A 25,031-nucleotide genomic window follows, 5' to 3' on the forward strand; every position below is an offset into this window, starting at 1 on the left:
CCCGGAGGTTCGGCGTCGCCGAACTTTCGGGCACAGTCATTCTACCGCGTCCCGAACTGGAATCACACTCCACATACGAATGTTTTGGACGTCGGAACTTTCCAGTTCGTCAAATCCGGCAGCAACTACCGCACCGGCAATGTTTTGCATGCCTGCAATTCATGTTCACCATTTCACTTCCGACGTCGGTGCAGTTCACGTTCACCACTTCACTTCCGACGTCGGCACAATTCATGCCGTGTGATTGCGGAGGGAAGTTGTTCCGGTCGAGTGGAAAAACCAATTCATCTTCCGCGGTGCAACTGGCGCGGTCGCCGGCTGCCGGGTGAGCTCCCGGCGCAGGTCAGCGCAGTGCCTGCTGCTGTGCGGATGCCGGGCCGGGGACGGCGGCCGGCTCCGTCTCGGGTGTGCTCCAGTCCTCCTGGAGGATCCCGGACAGCAGCTCCGCCTGCTGGGGCGGCAGTGTTCCGGCGTTCCTCTTCGTGCGGGTCTTGGCGAGCCAGGGACCGATCATGACGCGTTCGCCGTCGACCTCGATCCACTCGCGGGCGCCGGGGGTGCGTCCCCAGCGGTCGACGAACAGGCTGAGGATCTGCGCGGTCTGGGCGAAGGTGCGCCGCTTCGGGGCGCCGGCGCTGGGGGAGGCCTGGTCGGGGGTGAGGCCGGTCGAGGTGAGCAGGTCGCGCTGTCCGGGGGCGAGCTGGGTCCAGGTGGTGAACTGGCGGTGCAGCCAGCTGCCCGCCTTGACGGTGCCGATGACCGTGTCGCGGGTGAGGGTGGCGGGGTGGTGGCCGGCTTCGAGGTGGCGGCGGATCACGTGGTACTTGCGGTGCCAGTCGGGGCCGTGCGGGAGCATCCAGCCGGGGTCGAGGGCGGTGAGTTCGGCGGCGCGGGCGGGGGTGAGGCGGCCGTTGCGGGCGGCGGTGCGCTGGTCGGCGAGGAACTGGCCGCCGGGCGCCTGGGCGGGGACGGCGAGGTGGCCGTGTTCGGCGAGGAAGGCCTCGACGGTGGCCATGTGCCCCTGCCAGAGGGCCTCGTGCTCGTCCCAGACCATGCCGAGCGCCTCGAGTTCGGCGGTCCACGCCGGATCGAGGGCGCCCGCGCGGTGGGCGGTGCGCTGGCCGGTGACGAAGGCCCCCAGCCGGTAGCCGTAGGCGTCCTCGTAGTCGGCGCTCACGCGCAGGTGGCCGCGCTCGGCGTGGTAGCGGACCGCGGCCGCGAGGCCCGCGCGGCGCGGGGCGGACAGGACGGCGCCGTCGGAGGGCCACACCAGCAGGTCCAGGGCGCGGGCGATCGCGGTGGGGTCGAGGGTGTGGTCGAAGCGGAAACGGCGGGTGATGTAGGTGTGGGAGTCGCGGGCGGGGTGGGTGTTCTTGGCGCGGGGGGCGCGGGCGGCGATGGTCTGGTCGTGGTGGCGCAGGGCTGCGGTGACCAGCCAGAGGGCTTCGTAGGGGGTGCCGAGGAGGTCGGTGGGGTCGGCGCCGGGCGGGATGTAGGCGGGGACGACGAGGGAGGCCGTCTTGGTCGTGAGGGTGGGGGGTTTGCGCAGGGCGCGGCCCAGGGCCTGGACGATGCGGCGGACGCTGGCGGTGCGGTCGGCGAAGACGATGCCGTCGACGGCCGGCAGGTCGACGCCTTCGCCCAGGACCTTGGCGTTGGCCAGCACGCCGCGTTCGGCGTCGGCGAAGCGGGTGAGGATGGCGGCGCGCCGGTGGGGGCTGTGGGTGCCGTCGATGGACTGCACGCTCAGCTGGCCGGCCCAGCCGGGGCGCAGGTCGTCGGGGAGGGTGCGCAGGGTGTGGGCGAACTGGCGGGCGAAGTCTGCGGCGTCGGCGATCTGCTGGAAGTAGACGAACACATGCTTGAGGTTCTGCTCGCGCATGGCCTTGAGGATGGCCAGGTGCAGGGCGGTGGTGCGGCGTGCGGTGGGCCCGGCGTCCGGGTCGGTGAGGGCGGTGCGCAGGTCGGTGTCGGTGACAGTGGGCACGACGAGCTGGTAGTCGGCCAGGACGCCGTCGTCGATGGCGTCGGCGTGGGAGTAGGTGTGCAGACGGGGGCCGAAGACCCTCGGCTGGTCCATCGTCGCCAGCAGGGACGGATCGTCCCAGCCGGGCGCGGTGGAGGGGGTGCGCTTGGGCTGCGCCCTGCTGGTGGGCGCCTCGGCCAGGCGGGGGGCCTCCCACACGTAGGGGGTGGCGGTGAGGTAGAGGCGGCGCTCGGCGGGGATGCGCTCGTCGTCGTGCAGCGCGGTCCAGTTCTTGGTCCAGGTGCCCGCGGTGGCGTGGGCCTCGTCCACGACCAGCAGCCCGAACACGGGCGGGGCGAACACCGCGGAGTGCTGGGCCTCTGCGACCTTGTCCAGGGAGTCGAAGGTGAAGAACACCGTCGCCCGGGGGTGGCGGCCCAGCCAGTAGGCCAGGTACTCCCCCGAGTTGGTGGAGGCGACGTCGGCGTCGGCCAGCAGCGGGTGGGAGGCGGCGTTCATCGAGGAGACGGTGATCATCGGCTCGTCGCGGTGGTCGGCGCGGGCGGCCGCGGCCCACTGGGCAACCAGGTCCAGGCTCGGCGCCGCCACCCCCAGGTGACCGATCCCGAGCGCCTCCGCCGTGCGCAGCGCGATGAGGGTCTTGCCGGTGCCGCAGGCGGACACCTCGTGGCCGCGGGTGCGGGGACGTCTGAGGTGGCGGGCCGCGCTGTCGACGCCGTCCTGCTGGTCCGTGCGCAGGACGAAGCGCGGCGGGCGGCCGTCGGGCGTGGGTTGGGCGGTCATCGCGCGGGTCCTCGGTATGCGGAGCGGCGGGGCGGCGGGCAGGACGTTGGCGTTCATCCTCCCGTACCGCGGGGGCGGGTGCGGTGCGGATCCGCGGAGCGCGCCGGACGGTGGGGCAGGCAAGTGCTGCGGCTTCCGCGCCCGCTGGTCTTTTGGCATCGGGCGGGGCGCACGGTTCCTGGCAGGCCGTCGCGGCCCAACGGGCAGCCGTGTACGTCTCCTTGGCCGTGTGGTTCCGGGGGACTCGTGATGGCGGGGTCTACTACGGTTTCCTGGCGGGCTGCCGAGGGGGCGGTCGTCGGTGAGGAGTTGGCATGCTGCCGCAGGTGGGGCTGTACTACCCGTTCATCCACTTCCGTGATGAGCGGTGGCTGAAGACGGCCGCGCTGTACTGGCGGGAGCTGGCGCGCGTCGTGCCGCAGGGATACCCCCTGGCGGATTCACGGACCGCCCGTGTGCTGCGTGAGGAGCTCGGCTTCGTCAGGCCGGTGGATCCGGCGGAGACAGCCCGGCAGGTGGCACCCCTGTTCCTCAGTGTCCTTGCCCGTCACGGCGGGGCCCTGCGCGCCGCCGGATACGCAGCGTCGCCGGCGTGGGGCGCCTGGGGCCGCCACAGCGCGGGGGACTCCTTCAATCCGGCACCGCCGCTCACATGGGGACGCGCAGCGAGGCACACCCACGGCAGGGTGTCCGCGCGTGCGGGCGTTGCTGCCTCCTACGAGGAAGAGTTCACCCCCGAGCTGCGCGAGGTGCTCATGGAGTGCGGGCTGGCAGCCGATGTGCGGCGGACGCCCGGACTGCAAGAGCGGCAGTCCCTCGTGTACGGGCGCTGGATGGCGATGGACGCCAGACTCACCTGGGTCTACAAGTGTGCGTTTGTCGAAGTCCTCGCGCGCCAGGGCCGTTACACGCCCACGACGGACCAGCCGGATGCGCATCTGGCGTCGGACGGCTGGGATGTGGACCGCATTGCCCAGAGCCTGCTCGACGCTCCGGGCGTGGCAGCGGCCGCTCGGCCGGACGACCTCACCGATGCGGTGGGACTGCTGGCCATCCGTCTGGCTGTGCCGGCCGGAATGGACAACATACCGGTCGAGAAGATCGTCAAGCTGCGCCAGGAGCACCGCGAGGAGTTCGCCGCGTTCAACGCCGTCGTGACGCAGACCGTGGAGGAACTGCGGCAGGAGCTGAGCGGGGTGACGTTGCAGGAGGCGCGCGTGCGCGATGTGCGGCTCGCGGTCGAGGACCGATTCGATCGTCCCTTGCAGGCCTTGCGGAAAGCGATGAAGGCACAGGGCATGGGTACGGTGTACGGCCTGGCCAACGTGAAGTTCGATGTACCCGCCCTGATGAGCCTGGCCGGTACGGCTGCAGGCGGCTTCCTCGACCATCCCGTGGCAGGTGCGGCAGCCGGAGCGGCGCTCGGCTTCATGAACGTCCGCCACACGCACAAACAGCAGGTGCAAGGCCTCAAGTCCGGGAACCCCGCCGCCTATCTGCTGTCGGTGCAACGCGGCCTGAAACCGCAGTCCCTCCTGCGGCAGATCACCCAGCGCGCCTGACCTGCCCAACGCAGCGAGCAGGCTCCCCTTGTGCACTCGGTGCCGGCACCGGCTGGTGGCCTGTCCGGCACACCGCAGCGGCTTCTAGGCGGCGAAGCCGATGCTGGTGCAGTACTCGTACTGGCCCCACTGGGAGCCGAGATCGACGATCTTCTCGATCCAGGCGTCGTCCAGCGCCCGGTCGTCGCCGGCGGCCCACGCGTCGACGATGCGGTCCCAGTGGCGGACGTTGAGGTGGCGGTGCCCCATGACCCGCTGCAGGGGGCGGCTGACGAGGGACTGGTCGAGGGGGTGGATCTCCACGCGGGTGCCGCGGCCCTCGCGGTTGAGGCGGGACAGGAGGTGGCGGGCGACGTTGTGGCGGCGCACCGCGCGGTAGGCGTCCTCGACGGCGGCGAGGTTCTTCTTCAGGGGCCGGCGCTCGCCGTTGAGCCAGGCGTTGACGGTGTCGTCGGTGACGGTCAGGCCCGCGTCGCGGGCGGCGGTGCGGGCGTGGTCGGTGCGGGTGAGGTAGTGCAGGCGGGCGAGCAGGCCGCGTTCGGTGGTGACGGGGGTGGTGATGTAGGTCAGGTAGGAGTCCAGCTGGCGGGCCACCAGTTCGTGGCCCTTGGTTCCTCGGGCGTGGTACTTGCCGAAGTCGACGGTGCGCTCGGGCATGCGGGGCTGCTCCTCCTCTACTCGTCGGTGTCGCCGGGGGCGGCCGGGTCGTCGGGCGGACCGCCCACCATGTAGGTGTCCTTGACCTTCACCTCGGTGACGCCGCGGCCCTCGGTGAAGACCTGGTGCCAGTCGCCGATGACGTGGAGTTCGTCGGTGCCCTGGACGCTGACGACCATCAGGCCCTCGTCGTGGGCCCTGAATGCCTTGGTCCAGAGGTTGGCGAAGGCCTGGGAGCGGATGAGGTGCATCCAGTCGGGGCGGTTGAGCTCCCGGTTGTACGTCGATTCCCCCATCGTGGAGACGAATTTGGAGTACATGGCTTTCACGTACTCGACGGTGACCTCGTCGTCCTCGGCGATCGCCTTGTCGCGGGCGTCCTTGAGGGTGATGCGGAACTTCTCCAGCAGGCTCTCGGTCGCTCCCGAGGTGAACGACTCGTGGATCACGGGCGGCTCGCACAGCCGGTGCTTCGGGCCCGCCAGACGCATCAGCAGGCGCAGGGTGGGTTCGGTCACCCACAGCGGACCGGGCTCGTCGCGGTCGCCCAGCGGGTTGGGCAGGACCGCGTCGTGTTCCCAGGCGGACGCGGTGATCCGGTGGACCCCGGAGCGGCGCCGGTCGTGGACGTTGCCTTCGGAGTGTTCGAGGCGGCCGATCGGCAGGTGGGTCTTGAGGGCCGACATGTAGGCGCCGTTGATGTCGAGGCGGGCCACTTCGTGCGCTCCGGCGGGCAGTTCGGGGCGGGTCCACTTGGGGCGGGCCTCCCAGATCTGGTCGGCTCCCCTGGCGGTCTGCTTGCGCAGGATGTCGGGGATCCCCGGGTGGGCCACGATGTCGTAGCGGCCGCCCTTGCGGGTGGCGTCCAGCAGGGCCATCGCGTCCGGGATGGCCCGCTTGACCAGCGCAGCGGTCGCGGCCTCCATATCGCCCCGGTGCTCGGCGAGCGCGGCCGCGACCGCGTCGCCGATGGGATCGGGGACGTCGGCGGCGGTCCGCACCCGGCCTGCGGTGGACCCCACCGTCTTCACGCTCCCGGACCGGCGCGGCGGGGCCGGGCGCGGCACACGGCCGGCCGGAGCCTCCGCCACCGAAGGCACCGTCGCAGTGGGTGCCGGGACCGGGGGTGCAGGAGCGGTGCACTCGGCGGGGTCCAGGTGCTGGGGGTAACCGGCGACCTCGTGGCGTGCGTCGTGTCCGCACAGCACGCACGGCCGGGGCACCGTCAGGGTCTGCACGTCCTCGACGTCCTCGGCGTCGTCGGTCTCCTGCCCGGCGGGCGTCTGGTGCGCCGCGTCGCCCGGCCCGGCATCCGGCGCGTCCTCGGCACCGGTGCCGGTGTGGGTGTCGGCATCTTCGGCTGCGCGGTCCGCGTCGAGGGCGGCGAGCCTGGTCTGGGCGCCCTTGAGGAAGTAGGCGTACTGGTCGCGGACTTCGCCGCCCGGGTCGCGGCCGCTCTCCCAGCCGCCGACCGTGGAAGGGCTGACGCCCAGGGCGCGGGCCACCTGCGCACGCGAGAGGTTCAGCGCCTCGCGCAGCATCCGGCGCTGCTCGGCCGGGGGCAGTTCGGCCTCCTTGCGGGCCGTGGCCAGCAGGGCGTCGACCGCGTCGAACTGTGCCATCACCGCTTCCTCTCACGTTCGCCCGTATCCGCCCGTTCCCGCACGGCGCGGCGCGCGTCGGGCAGTTCCTCGCACGCCCGGCTCGGCCCGGCCAGCAGGTCCAGTACGTCGATGCCGTAATGCGCGGCCAGTGCGTCGCAGTCGTCCAGGCTCCATGCGGCCGTGCCGGACTGACGGCGGCTCACCTGCCCCTGCGTGACCCCGAGCACCCCGGCCAGTGCCGCCTGCGACTCACCGGTGGCATGCAGCAGCGCCGCCACCGTGACCCGCACTCGCTCCGCCAGAGACATTCCCATGCCCCACACCCTACCCCAATCATGTGACTTCCGCATGCAGATTGAGTTTTTCGCATCACGAGAAGAGTGTCCGCCCGCAGGCCGGTGCAGACTTCCTCCCTGGACCCGGCGGAGGCAGGCACCGCATGCTGGTGATCACTTGATCACTGCCTTGCCGGAAGGAGCCGCCGTGATCCCGGGCGCCGTCCGTACCGCCCCGCTCGCCGGTGAGACGGCCTTCTCGCTGCTGCGCCGGGCCGCCGCCCGCTACGGCATGACGCCCGCCCAGGTGCTGCCGTGGTGGTCGTGGGCCAACCATCCGCCCCGGCATCCGGGCACGGGCACGGGTCCGCGCCCGGACGCGGAGGTGCTGTTCGACCGGGCCGGGCAGCGGGTGCTGGCGCGGCTGTGCGGCGTGCCCGAGCAGCATCTGGCCCGGGCGCTGCCGTCGTGGCCGCACGCCGCGGCGCTCTTCGGCGAGGAGACGGACGCAGCAGGGCCGCGGGCGCGGTGGGAGCTCGCGTCGCGGGTGGCGGGGCCGGTGGCGCTCGCCTGCCGCCGGTGCGCCGCGCGGCGCACCGGGCGTGACGGGGAGGTGCTGCGGTATCTGCCGCTGTGGCGTCGGGTGTGCCCGCGCCACCAGTACTGGCAGCCGGACGCCCCCGACGGGCAGGACGGGCCCGGCGGGTACGGGCCGGTGGCCCTGGACGTGTCCGGGTGCCCGGAGATCGGGCGCGCGCAGCGGCGCTGGGAGGCGGTGGCCCGGCGCGCGCAGGGTGGGGGGCATGACGCGGGGCGGGTGTTCGCGATGGCGCATGCGGTGGTCGCCCGGTGGTGGGAGCAGGCCCTGTACTGGGAGGAGGAGAGCATCTGGCCCGGCCGGCTGCACCGGGTGGTGGGCGGCAGCGCCGGGGAGCGGCTGGCGTGGTGGCGGGCGGTGGGCCGGGACGCGGTCACCCTGCCCGAGACGGTGGCCGTCGCCGGCGCGCTGATCGACCCGGTGCTGCACGAGCTGGTGTGGGCCGACGCGGGCGGCGCCCGGAGTGTGCGGCCGCTGGGGCCCGACGGCCGTTTCGTGGCCCGCCTCGGCGAGCTGGTCGCGCGTCCCTGGCTGGGGCCGCTGGCCGGGGACGACTGCCCGAGCGCGCTGTACGACTTCATGGGCGTGGTGGTGCGCACCCGGCGCTGGCCGCCGGCGCCCGGCGCGAGCGGTCCGGCCGCCTACGGCTACGACCCGTTCTTCCTGCGCCGTGAGTGGCGGCCGCCGTCCGTGGCCGCAGGACTGCGGCGGCTGGCCGGGCAGGAGTACGCCGCACGGCAGGTGGCGGCCCGTCAGGAGGCGGCCCGCCGGGCGCGGTCGGGGGCGGGCTGGAGCGCGGGCGAGGCGTTCACCGACCGGCGCGGACGCCGCGGACGGGCCTACCGCCGCCGTCCGGCCCCGTAACCGGTCACGCCCCAGGCGGGGAAAGTGCAGGATCCCGCACTGACACGGGCGGACGCTGCGCGGCATCCTGGGCGCCGCGCGCCCGGCCCGCCGGCCGGTGGGCGGGCGGGAGTTGGAGTTACCGGCCGGTTCGCCTGCGCGGCGCCGTACGCATGGACTTGTCTGGAGCACGTGATCATCGAGAGCCATCACGCCGAGGTGCCCGCCGGTTTACCGGCCGCCGCCGCAGGCGGGTGCCGGATCCCGGAGACGGACGGCGTGGAAGCGGTGTTCGCCGCGCCGGACGGAACGCGGCTGCCACGGCGCCGGCTCGCGGCCGCCCCCGTGGGGCGGTTCGAGGACCTTCAGGCGGTGGCGCCGCTCCCCGCGGTGCCCGGACGGCGGTGAGGGCCGGTGGTGGCCGGCTTCCCGGGACAGGCCCTTGAGGGCGATCCTCACCGCGTCGGGGTCTTCCGCGTCGTTGCCTTCAGCGGGGAGACGACGTCGTCCCTGATCTGCCGCATCGCGGCGCGCTACGGGCTGGAGGCGAAGGCGTTGCGATCCTGCTGGAAGTGGCGCAACTACCAGCCCCGCCACGAGAGCGGGCGGGTGCGCTTTGATGCCGATGTCCTGCTGAATACGGCGGGGCGGCAGGTGCTGGCCGGGCTGTGCGGCGTGGGAGAGGAGTCGCTGGCTCAGGTGTTGCCGTCCTGGGCTCGGCAGGACGCGAAGCTGTCCGCCGCGCAGGACGGGGGGCCGCTGGCGGTGTGGCGCATCGGGGGTGAGTTGGCCGGGCCGGTCGCCTTCGGCTGCCGCCGGTGCGCGGCCCGGCGGTGCGGGATGCCGGTGCAGGTGGTGCGGTACGCGGCGCGGTGGGAGCGGGTGTGCGTGCGGCACGGGCGGTGGCAGCTGGATGCGGACGCCGACCAGCCCCTTGAGGACCTCGACCTGCGCGGTGTCCCGGAGGTCGTTGCGGCCCAGCGGCGGTGGGCGGGGGTGGCACGCCGTGCGGTGCGGGCCGGAGCGGAGTGCGGGGAGGTGTTCGCCCTGGCGCACGCGGTCGTGGCCCGGTGGTGGGATGAGGCCCTGTACTGGGAACGGGAGGAGATCTGGCCGCGGCGCCTGCACCAGGTGGCGGGCGGCGACGCCGGCGGGGACGTTGAGCGGTGGCGGATCGTGGGACGGGATGCGGTCATCTTCCCCGAGGTGGTGGCCGTGGCCGGCGCGCTGCTGGACCCGGCCATGGCCGAGCTGGCTTGGAAGGACAGCGGTGGTGCGCGTCCGCGGCAGCTGCCTGTCGACGGAGGATGCTGCCGCCGGCTGGGCGAGCGGGTGGGACGGGACTGGCTGGGGCCGCTCGCCGCGGTCGACTACGGCGGGCCGCTGATCGCGTGGATGGGCAGCGTCATCCGCCTGCGCCGCGGCAGCGGCGGACCGCCCGGGTACGACAACAACCCGTGGTGGGTCCGGCAGGAACACCAGCCCGCGGCCATGGCCACCCAGCTGCGGGTGCTGGCCAAGGAGCGCAGCTCGCCCGGCTCCGGCACCACGTGGCGCTCGGTGGTTCTGGCCGAGCGGCGTGCCCTGATCACTAGTCTGATCGGCGGCGCCGAGGAGCAGTTGACCCAGCTGCGCGGCGCCCAGCAGGGCACGACCACTGATGCCGCGCGGCAGTTGCTGGGCAGCCTCGGCCAGGCCGCCACGCTGATCGACCAGGCCGTGCGGGAGACCGCGGCGGCGGCCCGGCAGGCAGGGGTGGCGCTGGAGGATCTGGCGCAGTGGGCCCGCCTGCCTGCCGACGCCCTGGCCGAGGCGCTCGCGGACTACCACAACGACCGGCCCGGACCTGAGCGGTGAGCACGCATCGCCACGGCCGCAGCACGGCACGGGGCGCTTCGAAGGGTGTTTCCGCATCACCGGGCACGGTGTGATCAAAACCTGTAAAAACTGCCCGTCACCAGGCGGCACGGGCTTGGATGGAGCGTATGAGCGGCAAGGACGCGGCGGCCACATCGGGCGGCCGGCCACGGCGTGTGCAGGCGGCTGCCGCATCGGGGTGGGAGGCGGTCTTCGTCGACCCCCTCGGGCAGGTGGTGCAGCAGCGGTGGGCGGACGCGGCCCTCGCGGTGGCGTTCGAGGACCTGGAGCCGGTATCGACGTTCCCGGTGGTGCCGGGAACGCGGTGGGGTCCGGGCCTGTGGTGGTCGGCCACGACCGGCCGGCATGTGTCCTGCGGATCGGCCGCGATGCGGGCGCAGTTGATGGTGCTGGACCGCGATCCGCGGGTGGTCGGCCTGGCCGGGCGGCCGGTCCGGCTGCTGTGGCGGGACGGGCGCGGCAAGGCGTATTCGTGGGTCCCGCAGCTCTTCGCCCGCTACAGCGACGGCAGCGCCCTGCTGGCCGACTGCCCCAGCCACCCGCAGGCCGGCGGCGAACGGGCCCGGCGGGCTGCGCCGGTTCTCGAGGCGGCGTGCGCGCAGGCCGGCTTCAGCTACCGGCGTCTTGAGCCGCTGGAGAAGGTGCGGGCGGCAAACCTGAAGTGGCTGGCCGGATACCGCCACCCCCGCAACCAGGGCCGGCCCGGCCTCGCGGCCGCCGTGCGCGGGGCGTTTACCCGGCCGCGGCCGCTGATCGAGGGCACCGAAGCGGTCGGCGACCCGCTCGAGGTCCTGCCCGCCGTCTTCCACGCCCTGTGGCACGGACACCTCACGGCGCCCCTGGACGTCCCGCTGAGCGAACGGGTCCTCGTCAGCCCCGGCGCCGACCAGGAGAGCGGCCGCCGCGACAGCACCGGCGGCCCAGACCGTGGGGAGGAGCGGTGAGCGTGCGGCGTGGCGGGCGGCCGGTGCTGAAGGTCGGCGCGCACGTCCGCTTCCGCGACCGCACCTGGCAGGTCATCGCTCTGGCAGGACAGCAGGTCCACCTGGCCGGTGAGGCGGGAGAAGACGAGACCGTCGTGGCCGGGCATCTGTTCGCCGACCCGTCCTTCGCCCTCGTGGGTGCCGAAATGCCCCAGGCCGTGACGCAGTGGGGGCTGTTCGAAACCGCCCCCGAGAGCGCGCGCCGCAAGGCGCTGGCCTGGCAGCGGCACATCCGCGAGGTGGAGTCCGGCCTGCCCGACCAGACGGACAGCGGCCAGGCGCCCCGGGCACAGTACGACCCCGAGCGGTTCACCCTCGCGCAGCGCGAGGAGGCCAAGGCCGCGGAACTGACCGCGATCGGCTTCGGGCCCGTCTCCCGCACGACGGTGCAGCGCATGCGCCTGGCCTACCGCAAACAAGGCCTGTGGGGCCTGGTCGACCACCGCACCACCCGCCGCCCACACCCCACCGGGCGCACCGACGAGCGCGTCATCGCCGCCATCGAGGAAGCCCTGCGCCGCCAGCGCGGCCGCTCCAAGGGCACCATCAAGGGCCTCAGGCCCCTGGTCACCCAGATCCTGACCGACCGGCACGGGCGCGGCACAGTGCCCACGCCCTCCCAGGCCACCTTCTACCGGCTCGTCCACCGGCTCGCCCACCCCGCCGACCACCCCCACCGCCCCGCCCGTACCCTCCCCTCCCCCACCGGCGGACAGGCGTTCACCCCGACCGTGGCGCTGCGCCCGGGCGAACAGGTACAGGTCGACACCACCCGCCTGGACGTCCTCGCCGTCTTCGACGACGGCACCACCGGCCGGCCCGAACTCACGATCGCCGTCGACGTCGCCACCCGCGCCATCCTCGCCGCCGTCCTGCGCCCGGCCGGCACCAAGGCCGTCGACGCCGCCCTGCTGCTGGCCGAGACGGCCGTCCCCCACCCGGCCCGCCCCGCCTGGCCCGACGCGCTGCGCCTGGCCCACGCCCAACTCCCCCAGCTGCAGCGGCTGCTGACCCTGGACGAACGCCTTGAGGGCGCGGCGGCCCGGCCGGTCGTGATACCCGAGACGATCGTCGTCGACCGGGGCAAGGTCTACCTGTCCGCGGCGTTCACCGCCGCCTGCGAAACCCTCGGCATCAGCGTCCAGCCCACCCCGCCCCACGCCCCCACCGCCAAAGGCATCGTGGAGCGCACCTTCGGCACCATCAACGCCCTGCTGTGCCAGCACCTGCCCGGCTACACCGGCTCGGATGTCACCCGGCGCGGACCGGCCGCCGAAGGCGAGGCCCGCTTCAGCGTCGCCCAGCTGCAGGACCTGCTCGATGAATGGCTCATCCACTACCACCACCGCCCGCACGAAGGCCTGCGCCACCCCACCCTGCCGAAGAAGGCGCTCACCCCGAACCAGATGTGGGCCGCTCTGGTCGCGGTGGCCGGGTACGTGTCCCTGCCTTTGAACGGCAACGACTACCTCGAGCTGCTGCCGGTGCGCTGGCAGGCCATCACCGAACGCGGCATCCGCATCGACCACCGCACCTACGACGCGGACGTCCTGGCCCCCTACCGCGGCCAGCCCTCCCCCGTCTCCGCACGCGGCGGCAAATGGGAGATCCACACCAACCCCCACGACGCCCGCCAGGTCTGGATCCGCCTGCCCGACGGACGCCTGACAGAGATCCCGTGGATCCACCGCGACCACATCCACCAGCCTTTCAACACCGCCACCTGGCAGCACATCAAGACCATCACCGCCCGCCACGGCGACCGCGACACCCACGAAGTCGACCTCGCCGACGCCCTCGACCAACTCATGCGCCGCGCCCGCACCGGCACCGCCACCCCCGGCGAACAGCGCCTGATCACCCGCACCGCGCCGCTGAAAACACCCCCGCCCGCGGACCACACCCGCCCTCCCCGCGCTCCGGACCCGCCCGCCGACGGCTGGGACGACGACAGCCTCGACGACCTCGACGACCCGGAACAGGCCGACAGCGAAGACGAACCCGACCCCGGCGACAACGACCACGCCCCCGTGCCGTACACCGGACTCGGCCTCTACGACCCCGCCCAGGAAGCCCTCAACTGGTGACCAGCCCCGCACCCGACCACCACGCCACCACCGACACCACACCGCCGCTGCCTGGCACGCACACAGCACAGCCGGAGTGGCCGATCACCCACTGGCAGGGCTGGCACACCTTCGCCACCACGCCGCCCCTCACCCCGCCCCAGCCCGGCAATGCGCCCCGCAGCACGGAAGAACGCCTCGCCTACCACTCCGCGTTCGTCACCGTCCGCACCCCCGCCATCGACACCCTCGCCACCCAGGTCCGCACCCTGATGCTGCTCGGCCGCCACCAGCAGACCACCGCCCGGCCCTCACTGATCGTCACCGGCCCCGCCGCGGCCGGGAAAACGACCGCCCTCCTCGAAGTCGGACGCACCTGCCACCTCGCCCACACCCGCACACCCCCCGCCCCGCCCGGCCGCACCTACCAGCAAATACCGGTCGCGTACCTGCTGGTGCCGCCCGGCGCCACCGCCAAGACCCTCGCCACCGAATTCGCCCGCTACCTCGGCATCCCGGTCACCACCCGCATGACCCAGGCCCAGATCACCAGCGCCGTCTGCCACACCTACACCCAAGCCGGCGTCCGCCTGGTCCTCATCGACGAGATCCACCGCCTCAACCCGCGCACCACCACCGGTGCCGAAGCCGCCGACCTGCTGAAAGACCTGACCGAACGCATCAAAGCGACCTTCGTCTACACCGGCATCGACGTCGCCGCCACCCCCCTGTTCGCCGGCGTCCGCGGCGCCCAACTCGCCGGCCGCGCCAGCCTCATCACCTGCGGCCCCCTCCCCGCCCGCCACGGCGCCCGCCGGCCCTTCACAGACCTCATCACCGACATGGAAGCCGCCCTGGACCTGACCCAGCACACCCCCGGCACACTCCCCCACCACGCCTCCTACCTCCACCAGCGCACCGCCGGCCGCATCGGAAGCCTCGCCCGCCTCATCCGCCAAGCCGCCATCACCGCCATCTGCGACGGCACCGAACGCATCACCAAGAAGACGCTGGAAGCCATCCAGCTCGACCATCTCGCCGAAGAAGCCAGGCGCCCCCGCACCCGCCAACCGTCCACAACGGCATGATGCGAACGTGAAGAAGAGCACGGCCATGCCGGCCGACGAGGAGTTCGCTGCCCTCTACGGCCGGGCGTGGGACGTCCTGATCCCCGCCCGTGTCGGCTACCTGGCCGCCGTCTCACCGCACTACGACGAAGTCTTCCACGACGTCGCGCAGCGAACCGAAGACACCGGCAGCCTCGGCAAGACAGACATCGCAGCCCTCGTCGTCTGGAAACGGCTCTCCGCACAAACCCGTTGGGTGACGGCCCTCATGTCCCTGCCCGACACCCACGTACGGGCCGTCACCCAGCGGGCCGTCGCCGCCGTCCGCGACGCCGCCCTGTCCCGTGGCGAAGCCGCCCGCGCCGGACGCGGCATCATCGCCGAACTGCCCGGCTTCCGCACCGGCGACGCCCTCGCCTCAGCCGTCCTCACCGCAGCAGCACCCCAGCGGATGGCCGTCTACGACCAACGCGTCCAACACGCCCTCGACACCCTCGGCCTCACTCTCACCCCCGCACCGGGACGCTACGGCCGCTACCTCCAGTTCCTCGACGACCTCCTCAGGCACGGCGCAGCACGCGCCGACGGCTGGACCGCACGCGACATCGACACCGCCCTGTACTGGACCGGCGGCAGCGGCAACCCGCCCCACCCGGCTGCCCCGACCGGCAAGCAAGCCGCTGACCAGCACAAACACGCACCGGACCTTTAGACACCGGGGACCATTACCAACACCACGCCACCGTTATCAACCAACCACGAATAGCCCCAGGCCAGAAGCCTCGTCATCGCCCCACCCAGTACCCAGAACGCGCCCTGCCGCTTCTCAGAAAACTCCCAACACCCCAGCTCAAGCCACCCTTGCCGCACCGACTATGAACCCCGGAATCACACCGGCACTGTCTGGGCGGCAGTCTCCTCGTACGCGGCCAGGAATGTCTCAGCTGCGACCGGGCCGTACAGCAGGGCGAGGTCGAGTCGACACCAGCTCACGTCGAAGCCGCGCGGTGCCAACGATGCCCCTGACCAGTCGACGATGCCGGTGAGTTCGTCCTCCTGCCACAGGACGTTGCCCGACCAGTAGTCGTAATGAGTCAGGACCGGTGCTTCTTCGGCGAGACGATGACCATGGGACGCCAGGATCGTTGAAGCAGGAGCGGCGGCATTCACACGGGCGGACGAGACAGTTGCGGCCGCCATTCCGTCGCGCAGTCCGATGAGTTCAGCGAGCGGGACATCGTGGAGACGGGCCAGGGTGCGCCCCAGTTGGACCGCTGCCACGTCGGGGGATGCTGATGTGATGTCCGAGCGGCCGGAGAGACGGGTGATCAAGGTCGCAGGTTCGCTGAAACGCTCTCCGTCGGGGTCGGCGCCCAGAAGCCGAGGAGCCCAGCCCCCCAGTCCGTCAAGCGCCGCCAATACGCGTGCTTCTCGAGCGGCAGCGCGGTCACCAGGCGGAAAGCGACGCAGGACCATCTCTCCCGCCGGGTCCACGGTTTCCAACAGATGAGTGGCGGCGTGAGTGCCGCCGACCAGTCGCTGTACGGTGCGCGCGGAGGCATGGGGGCCAGCGATTTCGGCCGCCCAGGTGAGGGCAGCGGCAGGCGGTTGCGACTTGATCACCAGGCCAGTGTGCATGGCCGCCGCCGTGCGGGACCACCGGTTTCTGCTCGCACTCAGGACGAGATGCGGGCACAGGCCCCGGCATTCAGCTCGGCGGCTGACTTCGGTGGCTGGATCACCGAGCGGTCGGCGGCATAGCCGGCCGAGCCGTGGTCTCGTTTTGCGATCGGTGGAGATCGGACGCACGCCCCACCTACGCGACGACGTCTTTTGCGATCGTTTCCAGCGCGTTGATCTCCTCGTCAGAGATCGGTTCGCGCAGGCGACCGACCTGGGAACGGTCGCCGGTGTGACTTACCGCCCGGCCGGGTGAGGTGACGGCGGATCACCGGGCGTGCCGGGGCTCCGGCCCGCTACGGAGATCACAGCCCTGTCTGTTCTCCGGAAGGATCCTCGTGCACCCCATCCGCACGGCACGCTCCGCGACAGCCGTCCTGTCCGTCCTCGCCGCCCTGCTCTCCCCCACCGCAGCCCATGCTGCCGCGACCGAGCGTCACGCTGCTCCCGGTGACAGTGTGACGCTGCCGGTCCGTGATGCCCTGGCCGCGCTCCCCGTCCAGACCGAGAACCGCACCGGCTACGAGCGCACCAAGTTCCGCCACTGGACCGACGCGGACCGCGACGGCTGCAACACCCGCCTGGAAGTCCTCAAGGCGGAGGCGGTCAGCGCCCCGGTCCAGGGCCCCAACTGCGTTTTGACCGGGGGCAGTTGGTACTCGCCGTACGACGACCGCTACCTCGACAGCGCGAGCATGCTGGACGTCGACCACCTCGTTCCGCTCGCCGAGGCCTGGGACTCCGGCGCCTCCCAATGGACCGCGAAGGAACGGGAGTTGTACGCGAACGACCTGGACGACGCCCGCGACCTGATCGCCGTGTCCGCGGCCAGCAACCGGTCCAAGGCCGACAAAGACCCCAGCGAGTGGATGCCGCCGTACGCAGGCTACCGGTGCCAGTACGACACCGACTGGGTCGCCGACAAGATGCGGTGGGGCCTGAGCATCGACGCCACCGAGCGCGACGTGCTCACCCAGCAGCTCGTCGGCTGTCCCGACTGGCCGATCACCGTCACCCTCGCCCGCTGAACACGACTCCGGCCCGCCGCTACGGGGGAAAGCGACGGGCCGGAACCACTTCCACCGTGCCACATCCGCAGGCCGGACATACGAGGTGCGGCGGAATCAGCCGATGGGATGGCCCGGATGCAGCTCGCAGAGTCCTTGGCACAGTGGTCCCCCAACGACAAGGTCAGGCAGCGCTCTTCGCCTTCCGGACACCGCTGGCAGCTGTGGTGCGCCTGCTCTGGTTTGGTCGGCGATCGCCGGCGAGGCGGTGGCCTCCGATCCTCTTCTGGGGAAGTGCGGGTGGCTCTACGCTCAATGGCACGGGGCAGAGGGCGAAGCCCCTCCTATGTGCTGCCGGGGGACAACGTGACGGTGCCGACGCTGATCCTGCTGGGGGCTGCCGGTGGCGTGCTGCGCGGGCTTCTCGATGTCTACACCCGGTTTCTTGACTGGCAGTCGGACCGCCGTGCCCACCGCCGATTACCGCCTGGACAGGAGGGTGAACCACCGCGCTTCCAGCAGTACTTCGATCCGGTCGGCGATCCTGTCGCCGCTGTGGTCCACAGCGGTATGGGTGCCGGCGCCGCAGTACTGTTCGGCGCCACGGGACAGATCAGCGGGGCGTACGCGGCCATTGTGGTGGGGATCTCCGCACCGGTCATCCTGACTCAGCTCAGCCGCGTCCAGTCGGTGAGCGATGCGCTCACCGCGGGCCCAACGGCGGGTACAGCCTCCGGCGACACGACGACGGAACCCACAGCGCGCCGTGATCCGATCGCTCCCGAGCCCGCAGCAACTTCCATGGCGCTCGGTTCCACGGCGGTGACACCGCCCCAACTCCAGGTACCTCCGCGTACATCCGCGCACCGTGGCGAGTTCCCGTCGCCGGTCCGGGCCGAGAGACGAACAGAGGGACCACAGGCGCAGTCGAACGGCCGGCCGGCGGATGCCGTAAGCGAACCGGTGACCGGGCACACCGGGCCCGATATGCCGCCGCTGCCTCATACCCGGCACCGGGGAGAGGAAGGGACCACATGACGGTCCGCTCCTCCTGGCCGACGCGCATCGCCGCCAGCGTTCTCGGCGTCGCCCGCCCCGGACGTATCCCGCCGACGATGGAACAGCAGCGCAGCCTCCCGCTCCGGCGACGGCTGCTGGCCTCGCTCCTCGGCATCCGCGTACGCCCAGGCCTTCCACAGACCTCCACCTCACCCGTCGCACCCGCGGCTCCCGGCGGATCCATCACCAGGGCCGAGGAATCTCCCCCGACCGCCGACCATCTCGACGACTCCCCCACGCCGGTCCACACCCCGCCCCCGGCCGGCCAGCACGAACCCCGGCACACTCGTACCAAAGGCCACCTGCACAGCGAGGACCGCCAGGAGTACGAGCGGATCCTCGACGAGGCGCTGCGCTCCGCCCCTACCCGCCCGGAACTGGCCGCTGTCGGTCAGCGGCTCAACCCCGAACAGCTGCGCACCATGGCGCTGAACGCCACCGCGCTCATCACGGCGGCCGCGGCGACCGAGTACCAGCACTACGTGAAGGTCCGCGAGGAACTGCGCCAGCCGGCGTCGTCCACCCCGTCGACCGTCCGCGAGACCGGCTCCGCGGAGCCGGGCGGCGTGGGCGCGATGGGGCTCGCCACCACCCGGGGGAGGCGGCCGAGGGTGCGGGTGCCGTCGCCGTCGCCGCCGTCCTCACCCCCGTCCTCTCTGGAACATTCACCGCGATCTTCCTGCTCGTGGGCTACATCCTCAAGATGCTCAACCCCGAGCCGGCGTTCGCCCAGACCATGCTGACCGCCGGGTGGGTGTTCGGTGCCATGACCGCCGCGGCGATCCTCGTCGCCGCCGTCGGCCTGCTGTTCACCGTTCTGCGCAACAGGCCCTCACCCGACACCGGCCCCTACGGCGAGTCTGGCGGCGAAGTGGCCCGCGCCAGGGATGCCTGGCACGACGCCCTCCTGGAACGCGGCATCCTGCCGTTCCTCCAGGAGGCGCTCGCGGCTCCGGGCACGCTGGCACTGCGCCGTACGACGCCCCCGGGACCGAGTCGCATGCCGCACCTCGGCTACGACCGCCCCGGCTTCTCCAGCCCGGACGACGGCCCGGAACCGAGGCACCGCCCGAGCTTCAGCAGCCCGGACTTCGAAGACCCAGACTTCGGGGGGCCAGAACACCAGCCGGAGTGACCGGGTCGCAGACGGGACTTCGCCCACGGTCCGGCATTTACCGCGACTGCGGATGTGGGAAGGCTGCCCGCGTGGTCCAGGCAAAGACGAAGGCCGGTACCAAGGGGATCAGGGCTGTCCACGGGAGCATCACCACCAGGGAGCTGCTCGTCCGCCGGTCAGGGCTCCTCCCTCGATGCCAGGTTGAACGCGGAGACATACCAGGGGGACGCGGCATCGGACCGGCCTCACCCGGGACACCTTCACGCCGCTTCACGGCGCACCGGGCCTCACCGGCCAACTGCCGCCCGGAGTTCATGCTGTCGGCTCCTCCCCCGCCCACGCCTTGCTGCACGCCCTGAACCAGGACCTTGACGCCCCGACGACGAAGAGGATGAGGATGAGGCGTAGCCGCTCCTGCACCTCACCGCCGCTTCCGGTCGTTTCCCTGCACCTCGGGGCTACGGCGATCACCGACCCCGCTCCTTCTCCTCCTGACCGCGACCGCACGTCAGTTGATGCCGATCAGGCTCGTCCACCAACGGGCCGGGCGTACGGCGAGCCGACGAAACCGGCCGACAGCCGGGCCTCGTTCACAACCCCGGGATGCAAAACGGTCGCTGTCCCGCACCGTGTGCGGGACAGCGACCGTGTATGGAGCGCCGGGCAGGCCTTGCACCTGCATTTCCCCGCAGGAAGCGGGGCGTCTTTCCTTGGACCACCAACGCAGCACCAGCCGACCGGAGTTGCGGCGACCAGCTCAAGATCGATTATAGCCGGTGGAAGGTTGGCAAGGAACCGGCGCCGGAGGCAGCCGGGGCTGCGAATCCGGTCCCGAATCCGGAGGGGCCCTGCGAGAGCGCCTTGGCGGCCCGGGTGCGGAGGCGGCTGAGGTAGTAGGCCGTGCGGGTGCCGAGGCTGTCCGTGCTGTCGGCGGTGGCCGCCTCCCAGGAGCAGACGGCGCTCGCCTCCTGGAAGAACGTGTGGGTGATCGCGGGCTCGTCGTGGCCGTCGGCGGTGACGTTCACCAGCATCTGCTCCGGGCCCTGCGTCCAGGCCGGCACGCGCTCGCTGTCGCTGTCCGGGTCGGCCGGGGGACGGTTGGGCAGGTCCTCCGTGTCGGCGGTTGCGGCGCCCGACGTGTCAGTCGGACGGGTGTAGTGGCCCGTGCCGGATGCCGCGATGGCGACGACCGCGAGCCGTTCGGCGAAGTGGTCCCCGGGTACGGGGAGTTCGAGGTCGGGGTGGCGGTCGTAGCCGACGGCGACCGCGGCGGCGACGATGTCGATGACGGCCTGCGCCATCGGTGTGTGCCTGCGGGGGTCGGTGCGGGTGAGGCGGCTGAGGATGCGCAGGACGGTGGAGAGACTGGTGTCGGCGGTCATCATCCGGTAGGCCGGAGCGTCCTGGTCAGCCTCCGCCGGATCCGTGCCGTCACCGCTGTCGTGGGGTGCGTGGGGACCGGCCTGCGCTCGCCACAGGGCGGCGGCGTGGGTGTCGCCCTGGGCGAGGTGGTGGAGGTAGAGGCAGTAGGAGGACGGCTGGTCGTCGGCGCCGGCAGCGTACTGCCACCAGAAGCGGGCGCCGTCGTCGGCGCCCGCGAGCTGCAGGGCGCAGCCGAGGATCCATGCGGCCCGCGGCTGGGGCACCTGGTCGGTGAGGAAGTCGGCGAGCTGTTCGATGGTGCAGTGGGTGACGACCGCCTCGCACAGGGCGGCAAGACTCCGCGCTGCGCCGTCATCTGCCGTCCTGGGCCTGAGGTCCCACAGCGGGAAGCCGTCCGCGGCGAGATCGTCGTAGGCCAGGTCGTCGTAGGGGACGACATCGGACGGGACGTGCGGCTGGTGCAGCAGCAGGGACTGGGCGAGGAGGTCGTCGACGGTGCTCATGGCGGGGTGATCACTCCTGGGTGTCGGTGTCGGGGAAGAGCTCGTTCAGAGCCCCTCGTGCGTGGTGGTCCAGGGTGTGGGCGACGGCCTCGGACAGGCCGACGACGCCGGGGACCGTGTCCGGAGGGATGCCGCACAGATAGCGCAGCACGGTGACGTCCATCTGGTCCGGGGGCAGGCCCGCGATCGCGTCGAAGAACCGGGTCAGGACGCCGATGCGGGCCAGCCGTTCGGAGAGGTCGACGATGCCGGCCTGACAGGCCGCGAAGAACGCGGCCGCGCGCAGGTCGGGACGGCCGCCGGGCCTTTGCGGGGCCCGGGCCAGGACTCGCGAGCGCAGCAGCAGCCAGGCGTGGCGGGGCGTGTCGGGGCTCGCGGTCGCTTCGTCCCAGGTCAGCCAGAGAATGTCGAAGGTCTCCGCGACCACCTGCTGGGCACGCTGGTCGGACTGCAGGAACGCGCGGGCGTAGGCGGTGTAGGGCTGCCACATCGCCTGGGTGAACGCCAGATGGGCGACCGGCTGCTCCTCCAGGTCGGGCGCCTGGACGTCCCGGATCCCGTTCTTGATCCAGGAAGTGTCCTTCTCCGCCTCCACGGCGGCCGCCTTCCACAGCCGGCACACCGGGCTGACGGGGATGTCGAGCGCGCGGACCACGCTGTAGGTGATCTCCCAGCCCGGGTAGTAGCCCTTGCCCCGCAGGAGTTCCGACAGGCGGGTCTTGGAGTAGCCGGAGCGGCTCACGAGGTCATCGAGGGTCAGGCCGCTCGCGGTCAGCCGGGTACGGACCGGCTCCAGCCAGGTCCGGTGGGCGGTGCCGGCGCTCTCGCAGATCGGCTCCGGCGGGCGGCCGCGGCGACTGGGAGGATCCCCTCCGGGCTGCTCGGGCACCTGGGGCGGCTTCACCGTGGCGGCTCCTCACTCCCGGCCGCTGCGGCCGGGGTCGGGCCGGAACGGCTGTCCGTGCCGCTGAGCGCGGCGACGATCTGCTGGATGAGGAGCCCCAGCGAGGGCAGTAACGCGGCCACCGCCGCGAGTTGCCCGAGCACAGTCATCACCGTGCTCCATGCGAGGACCGCCGCCAGCACGGCTGCGGTCATCACCTGCTTGCTTGTCATTGCACCTTCCCTGGGCGGAAAGAAGGGTCTGGGAGGGCCCCTCCGGGACGGTGCTGAATCGCCCCGGAGGAGTTGGACGACAGCATGGTGCGCCGGGCGCACACCACTCAACGTGATTCGGGGGTTACGGAACAAATAGCGCCCGTCGCCCGCCCCGGCACAGTCGGCCCGTTACTCCATGACGGCCACAAGTACGGGCAAATCATGGCCGAATGAACGCTTTTGGTGGCGAAACCGTACTTGTCGTTGCGGCACCGGCGGGATGGCGCACCATGGAAGCGGACGCCTCCCCCGGCGTCGCACCTTCCGGTCTGGAAGGCCGCGCGGCCCCCTTGTGCTGAAGAACAACCAAAGGGGACCGCCCCGCTTCCGTCCAGCCGCCCACGCGCTGGGCGGAAGCGGAACCCGCCCCCTACCCCGTCTCGGGGGTAGCTTGAGGCCGCCGGGTGCAGTGGCGTGGACGTTGCGCCCGTCCTGCCTGGGCTGCTGCCCGAACCGCGGGGCTAGAGTCTGGCATCATGGCCGCAGTCCCCTTCCCCTTTGCCGCCGCCCCGGACGGGTGGCGGGTGGCGGGTGGCGGGTGGCGGGTGGCGATCAAGTGCCCCAGCGACAGCCTGATCATGGTGATGCCGATCGTCGGCTGGGCAACTCCCGTAGACGGCATGCGGCGAACCGATGACCAGCTGGCCGTCGAGCCCGTCATCCTCTTCGACAACGTCGACGAGCCGCTCATCACGGCTCTCGCCGACACGCTCCATGACTGGACCGACGGCGAAACACTGCACCAGATCATGGCGCCGGGCTTCGCGGTCCGCGACGTGCCTGCCGGCTGGTCAGTGCGCGAATACGGAGACTGAACACGCGAACACCCCCCCGGGGGGCGAACGGTGTCAGCGAGGGGCTGACCAGTGGGTGCGCGGTCTCGCCAGGGTGGGGTCAGGAAGCGGGCCGGTACGTGGCGGCGGGGCCGATCGCGCCGGGCCCGAACTTCTCCCGGATCCGGTCGGCGGCCGACTCCGTCACCAGACGGGCCTGCCGCGCGGCATCGAGGCTGAGCTGTTCGGCCACCAGGCCGGCGTCGACGAGGTCCTCGCCGCGCAGCGCGAGTCCGGTCAGCCGGCCCCGCTGGAGACCCGCGGCGTCCATCAACTGGTAGGCGAGCAGCCGCAGATCGTCCTCGTGCGCGGACGGCCCGGTCAGGCGACGCGTCTTCTCCCACGTCGGTCCGCCGGCGAACGACAACGTGAGCGTGAGCGCGCGTGCGGCCTGCCCGCGGCCGCGCAGTTCGGCACCCAGCTGCACGACCAGACCGAGCAGAGCCGCGCGGGCGGCGGCGCCGTCATGGACGTCGCGGGGGAAGCGGTGGCGGACGGTCGCTGAGGCGGGCTGGAGGCGCGGGGTGACGGTACGAGGGTCGATCCCGCGTGCCCGGTCGACAGCCATGCGGCCGGTCTTGCCTCCGAGCATCCGCTGGACCGTGGCCGACGGGAGTGCGGCGAGCAGGCCGACGCGGTCGATGCCGTAGCGCTTCAGGGTGGCCGCGTGGCGGGGGCCGATGCCGTGCAGGTCCTCCACGGGGAGCAGGGCGAGCCAGTCGGCGGCGTCGGCCGGCTCGATGGCGAGGACGCCGCCGGGGTGGGGAACCTGGGCGGAGGCGGTCGTGGCGACGGTGATGGTCGGGCCGATACCGACGCGCACGTCGATGCCGTACCGGGAGACCGTCCGCAACCGCAGCACGTCTGCGAGGTGGGCGGCGGTAGCGGCGTGGTAGCGCAGCGCGCCGCGCAGGTCGACCAGCGCCGCAGTAGGCGGCAGCGCCTGCACCACCGGCGACAACTCCCCCAGCTGCTCCAAGACCAGCCGGTACAGCTCATCCGGCAGCCGCTCCGCACAGCGCACATGCATCACCACCGGCACCCGGCGCCTCTCTCCGTCCATGTTCACCGCACCCGCCTCTCACACACCACGCTATCGAACTAGTATTCGAACGCGCGAGTTACGTGCACCACGGACCACGACTCTGGATCACGACATGCCCGACGACCTGCCGCCCGACCTGGACCGCCTGCACACCCTAGAAGTTACGTGGAATCCGCCTGGGTGATCATGTAGCCCGGCGTCGTCCACGGATCTGGGGAACGGATTGAGCAGCACATCGTTACTGGTGGTCAAGTGGCCGGTACTGGCCCGGCATGGGCATGCAGCGGCCTGGTTGCAGGCGTGGGAGGACCTCGGTCGTGCGCCGCGGACCTTGGACGCGTACGCACGGGGGCTGGCGGAGTATCTGGCGTTGTGCGACCGGGAGGGCGTCGATCCGCTGGCTGCCGGCCGGGCGCATGTGGGGGTGTTCGTTCGCGAGTTGACGTCGCGGCCTCACCGGCGCGGGGCGAACGTCCCGGGCTCGCTGGGAAACCTGACGCGGCTGCGCTACCTCAACGTCGGCGAGAACGCTCTCGCCACCCTGCCCGAGGCCGTCGGCCGGATGGCCGACCTTATCGAGCTCCGGGCACAGCACAACCGGCTGGCCACGCTGCCCGACAGTATCGGCCGCCTCCGCAACCTCCGTGAGCTCTGGCTGAGGGGCAACGTGCTCGAGAGCTTGCCGCCGTCTGCAGCCGACCTACCCGAACTACGCCACCTGGACCTGCGGGAGAACGCACTCGCCGAACTGCCGGAGATGCTGGCGGGCCTGCCCCGACTACGCCAGCTGGACGTGCGAAGCAACCACCTCACCCGACTGCCGGAATGGGTCGTCGACATGCCCTCACTGGAAAAGCTGGATCTGCGCTGGAACCCATGCGAGCTCACCCCGCAAATGGTGGCCACGCTGGAGCGGCGGGGATGCATCGCCCTGACGTGAGTG

Annotated in this window: 20 protein-coding genes and 1 pseudogene; 12 read left to right on the forward strand and 9 right to left on the reverse strand. The window is 71.9% G+C overall.

The genetic code is table 11. From position 1 onward, the window contains the following. Positions 1-343 precede the first annotated feature (343 nt). Positions 344-2,827, reverse strand: coding sequence for a Helicase associated domain protein (locus tag OG714_RS00290; RefSeq protein ID WP_406117674.1), 2,484 nt, complete (start codon positions 2,825-2,827; stop codon positions 344-346). 257 nt (positions 2,828-3,084) lie between these two features. On the opposite strand from OG714_RS00290, the gene OG714_RS00295 reads away from it, so the two are divergent. Further along, positions 3,085-4,332: a DUF6236 family protein gene (locus tag OG714_RS00295; RefSeq protein ID WP_406117675.1), complete on the forward strand. Its 1,248-nt coding sequence runs from the start codon at positions 3,085-3,087 to the stop codon at positions 4,330-4,332. Positions 4,333-4,416: 84 nt separating this feature from the next. Here the strand turns inward: OG714_RS00295 and OG714_RS00300 are convergent, their stop codons facing one another. Genes OG714_RS00300 through OG714_RS00310 form a run of 3 tightly spaced genes read right to left on the reverse strand, consistent with a single transcriptional unit; the run spans position 4,417 to position 6,907 of the window. Next, positions 4,417-4,989 (reverse strand): transcriptional regulator, encoded by a 573-nt coding sequence (locus tag OG714_RS00300; protein ID WP_406117676.1) that lies wholly within the window; start codon positions 4,987-4,989, stop codon positions 4,417-4,419. A gap of 17 nt (positions 4,990-5,006) precedes the next feature. Beyond that, the gene (locus OG714_RS00305; protein WP_406117678.1) at positions 5,007-6,611 is read right to left on the reverse strand and encodes a helix-turn-helix domain-containing protein; all 1,605 of its coding nucleotides are present in this window, start codon (positions 6,609-6,611) and stop codon (positions 5,007-5,009) included. Beyond that, positions 6,611-6,907 (reverse strand): helix-turn-helix domain-containing protein, encoded by a 297-nt coding sequence (locus OG714_RS00310; RefSeq protein ID WP_406117679.1) that lies wholly within the window; start codon positions 6,905-6,907, stop codon positions 6,611-6,613. The genes OG714_RS00305 and OG714_RS00310 overlap by 1 nt, the downstream gene beginning before the upstream one ends. Positions 6,908-7,076: 169 nt before the next feature. On the opposite strand from OG714_RS00310, the gene OG714_RS00315 reads away from it, so the two are divergent. From OG714_RS00315 to OG714_RS00345, 7 genes are all read left to right on the forward strand, one after another. After that, a complete protein-coding gene (locus OG714_RS00315) occupies positions 7,077-8,330 on the forward strand; it encodes a DNA-binding protein (protein WP_406117681.1) in 1,254 nt (417 codons plus the stop codon). A 171-nt stretch (positions 8,331-8,501) separates the two neighbouring features. Further along, positions 8,502-8,717 carry a hypothetical protein gene (locus OG714_RS00320; protein WP_406117682.1) on the forward strand — a complete coding sequence of 72 codons (216 nt, stop codon included), beginning with the start codon at positions 8,502-8,504 and terminating at the stop codon, positions 8,715-8,717. A 9-nt stretch (positions 8,718-8,726) separates the two neighbouring features. Beyond that, the gene (locus OG714_RS00325; protein ID WP_406117683.1) at positions 8,727-10,166 is read left to right on the forward strand and encodes a DNA-binding protein; all 1,440 of its coding nucleotides are present in this window, start codon (positions 8,727-8,729) and stop codon (positions 10,164-10,166) included. A gap of 128 nt (positions 10,167-10,294) precedes the next feature. After that, entirely contained in the window at positions 10,295-11,131 is an 837-nt protein-coding gene (locus OG714_RS00330) for a TnsA-like heteromeric transposase endonuclease subunit (protein WP_406117684.1), read from the forward strand. Continuing rightward, on the forward strand, positions 11,128-13,257 hold the full coding sequence (locus OG714_RS00335) for a Mu transposase C-terminal domain-containing protein (protein ID WP_406117685.1): 2,130 nt from the start codon (positions 11,128-11,130) through the stop codon (positions 13,255-13,257). The genes OG714_RS00330 and OG714_RS00335 overlap by 4 nt, the downstream gene beginning before the upstream one ends. A gap of 83 nt (positions 13,258-13,340) precedes the next feature. Further along, positions 13,341-14,324 carry a TniB family NTP-binding protein gene (locus OG714_RS00340; RefSeq protein WP_406131669.1) on the forward strand — a complete coding sequence of 328 codons (984 nt, stop codon included), beginning with the start codon at positions 13,341-13,343 and terminating at the stop codon, positions 14,322-14,324. A gap of 7 nt (positions 14,325-14,331) precedes the next feature. Beyond that, complete coding sequence (locus OG714_RS00345) at positions 14,332-15,015, forward strand: hypothetical protein (protein WP_406117686.1); 684 nt, start codon at positions 14,332-14,334, stop codon at positions 15,013-15,015. Positions 15,016-15,191: 176 nt separating this feature from the next. Here the strand turns inward: OG714_RS00345 and OG714_RS00350 are convergent, their stop codons facing one another. Next, the gene (locus tag OG714_RS00350) at positions 15,192-15,926 is read right to left on the reverse strand and encodes a phosphotransferase family protein (RefSeq protein WP_406117687.1); all 735 of its coding nucleotides are present in this window, start codon (positions 15,924-15,926) and stop codon (positions 15,192-15,194) included. A gap of 404 nt (positions 15,927-16,330) precedes the next feature. Between OG714_RS00350 and OG714_RS00355 the strand changes: the two genes are divergently transcribed. Both OG714_RS00355 and OG714_RS00360 read left to right on the forward strand, forming a co-directional pair. Then, a complete protein-coding gene (locus tag OG714_RS00355) occupies positions 16,331-17,011 on the forward strand; it encodes an HNH endonuclease family protein (RefSeq protein WP_406131670.1) in 681 nt (226 codons plus the stop codon). Between the two features lie 1,340 nt (positions 17,012-18,351). Next, positions 18,352-19,184 (forward strand): annotated as a pseudogene (locus tag OG714_RS00360) (hypothetical protein). Between the two features lie 749 nt (positions 19,185-19,933). Here OG714_RS00360 and OG714_RS00365 read toward each other — a convergent pair. Genes OG714_RS00365 through OG714_RS00375 form a run of 3 tightly spaced genes read right to left on the reverse strand, consistent with a single transcriptional unit; the run spans position 19,934 to position 22,168 of the window. After that, a complete protein-coding gene (locus OG714_RS00365; protein WP_406117688.1) occupies positions 19,934-21,052 on the reverse strand; it encodes a hypothetical protein in 1,119 nt (372 codons plus the stop codon). A gap of 10 nt (positions 21,053-21,062) precedes the next feature. Beyond that, positions 21,063-21,956, reverse strand: coding sequence for an XRE family transcriptional regulator (locus OG714_RS00370; protein ID WP_406117689.1), 894 nt, complete (start codon positions 21,954-21,956; stop codon positions 21,063-21,065). Continuing rightward, positions 21,953-22,168, reverse strand: a complete 216-nt coding sequence (locus OG714_RS00375) for a hypothetical protein (RefSeq protein ID WP_406117691.1) — start codon at positions 22,166-22,168, stop codon at positions 21,953-21,955. The genes OG714_RS00370 and OG714_RS00375 overlap by 4 nt, the downstream gene beginning before the upstream one ends. A gap of 518 nt (positions 22,169-22,686) precedes the next feature. Between OG714_RS00375 and OG714_RS00380 the strand changes: the two genes are divergently transcribed. After that, entirely contained in the window at positions 22,687-23,025 is a 339-nt protein-coding gene (locus OG714_RS00380) for a hypothetical protein (protein WP_406117692.1), read from the forward strand. 79 nt (positions 23,026-23,104) lie between these two features. Here OG714_RS00380 and OG714_RS00385 read toward each other — a convergent pair whose 3' ends face one another. Beyond that, entirely contained in the window at positions 23,105-24,106 is a 1,002-nt protein-coding gene (locus tag OG714_RS00385) for a hypothetical protein (RefSeq protein WP_406117693.1), read from the reverse strand. Between the two features lie 205 nt (positions 24,107-24,311). Here OG714_RS00385 and OG714_RS00390 point away from each other — a divergent pair, with 205 nt between their 5' ends. Further along, positions 24,312-25,028: a leucine-rich repeat domain-containing protein gene (locus OG714_RS00390; RefSeq protein WP_406117694.1), complete on the forward strand. Its 717-nt coding sequence runs from the start codon at positions 24,312-24,314 to the stop codon at positions 25,026-25,028. The last annotated feature ends 3 nt before the right edge of the window (positions 25,029-25,031 follow it).

The organism is Streptomyces sp. NBC_00989, assembly GCF_045162655.1.
Classification (GTDB): domain Bacteria; phylum Actinomycetota; class Actinomycetes; order Streptomycetales; family Streptomycetaceae; genus Streptomyces.

Excerpts from the sequence above, each read along its gene's own strand:
- OG714_RS00290 (WP_406117674.1), bottom strand. The coding sequence starts at position 2,827 with ATGAACGCCAACGTCCTGCCCGCCGCCCCGCCGCTCCGCATACCGAGG.
- OG714_RS00295 (WP_406117675.1), top strand. The coding sequence starts at position 3,085 with ATGCTGCCGCAGGTGGGGCTGTACTACCCGTTCATCCACTTCCGTGAT.
- OG714_RS00300 (WP_406117676.1), bottom strand. The coding sequence starts at position 4,989 with ATGCCCGAGCGCACCGTCGACTTCGGCAAGTACCACGCCCGAGGAACC.
- OG714_RS00305 (WP_406117678.1), bottom strand. The coding sequence starts at position 6,611 with ATGGCACAGTTCGACGCGGTCGACGCCCTGCTGGCCACGGCCCGCAAG.
- OG714_RS00310 (WP_406117679.1), bottom strand. The coding sequence starts at position 6,907 with ATGGGAATGTCTCTGGCGGAGCGAGTGCGGGTCACGGTGGCGGCGCTG.
- OG714_RS00330 (WP_406117684.1), top strand. The coding sequence starts at position 10,295 with ATGAGCGGCAAGGACGCGGCGGCCACATCGGGCGGCCGGCCACGGCGT.
- OG714_RS00365 (WP_406117688.1), bottom strand. The coding sequence starts at position 21,052 with ATGAGCACCGTCGACGACCTCCTCGCCCAGTCCCTGCTGCTGCACCAG.
- OG714_RS00375 (WP_406117691.1), bottom strand. The coding sequence starts at position 22,168 with ATGACAAGCAAGCAGGTGATGACCGCAGCCGTGCTGGCGGCGGTCCTC.
- OG714_RS00380 (WP_406117692.1), top strand. The coding sequence starts at position 22,687 with ATGGCCGCAGTCCCCTTCCCCTTTGCCGCCGCCCCGGACGGGTGGCGG.
- OG714_RS00385 (WP_406117693.1), bottom strand. The coding sequence starts at position 24,106 with ATGGACGGAGAGAGGCGCCGGGTGCCGGTGGTGATGCATGTGCGCTGT.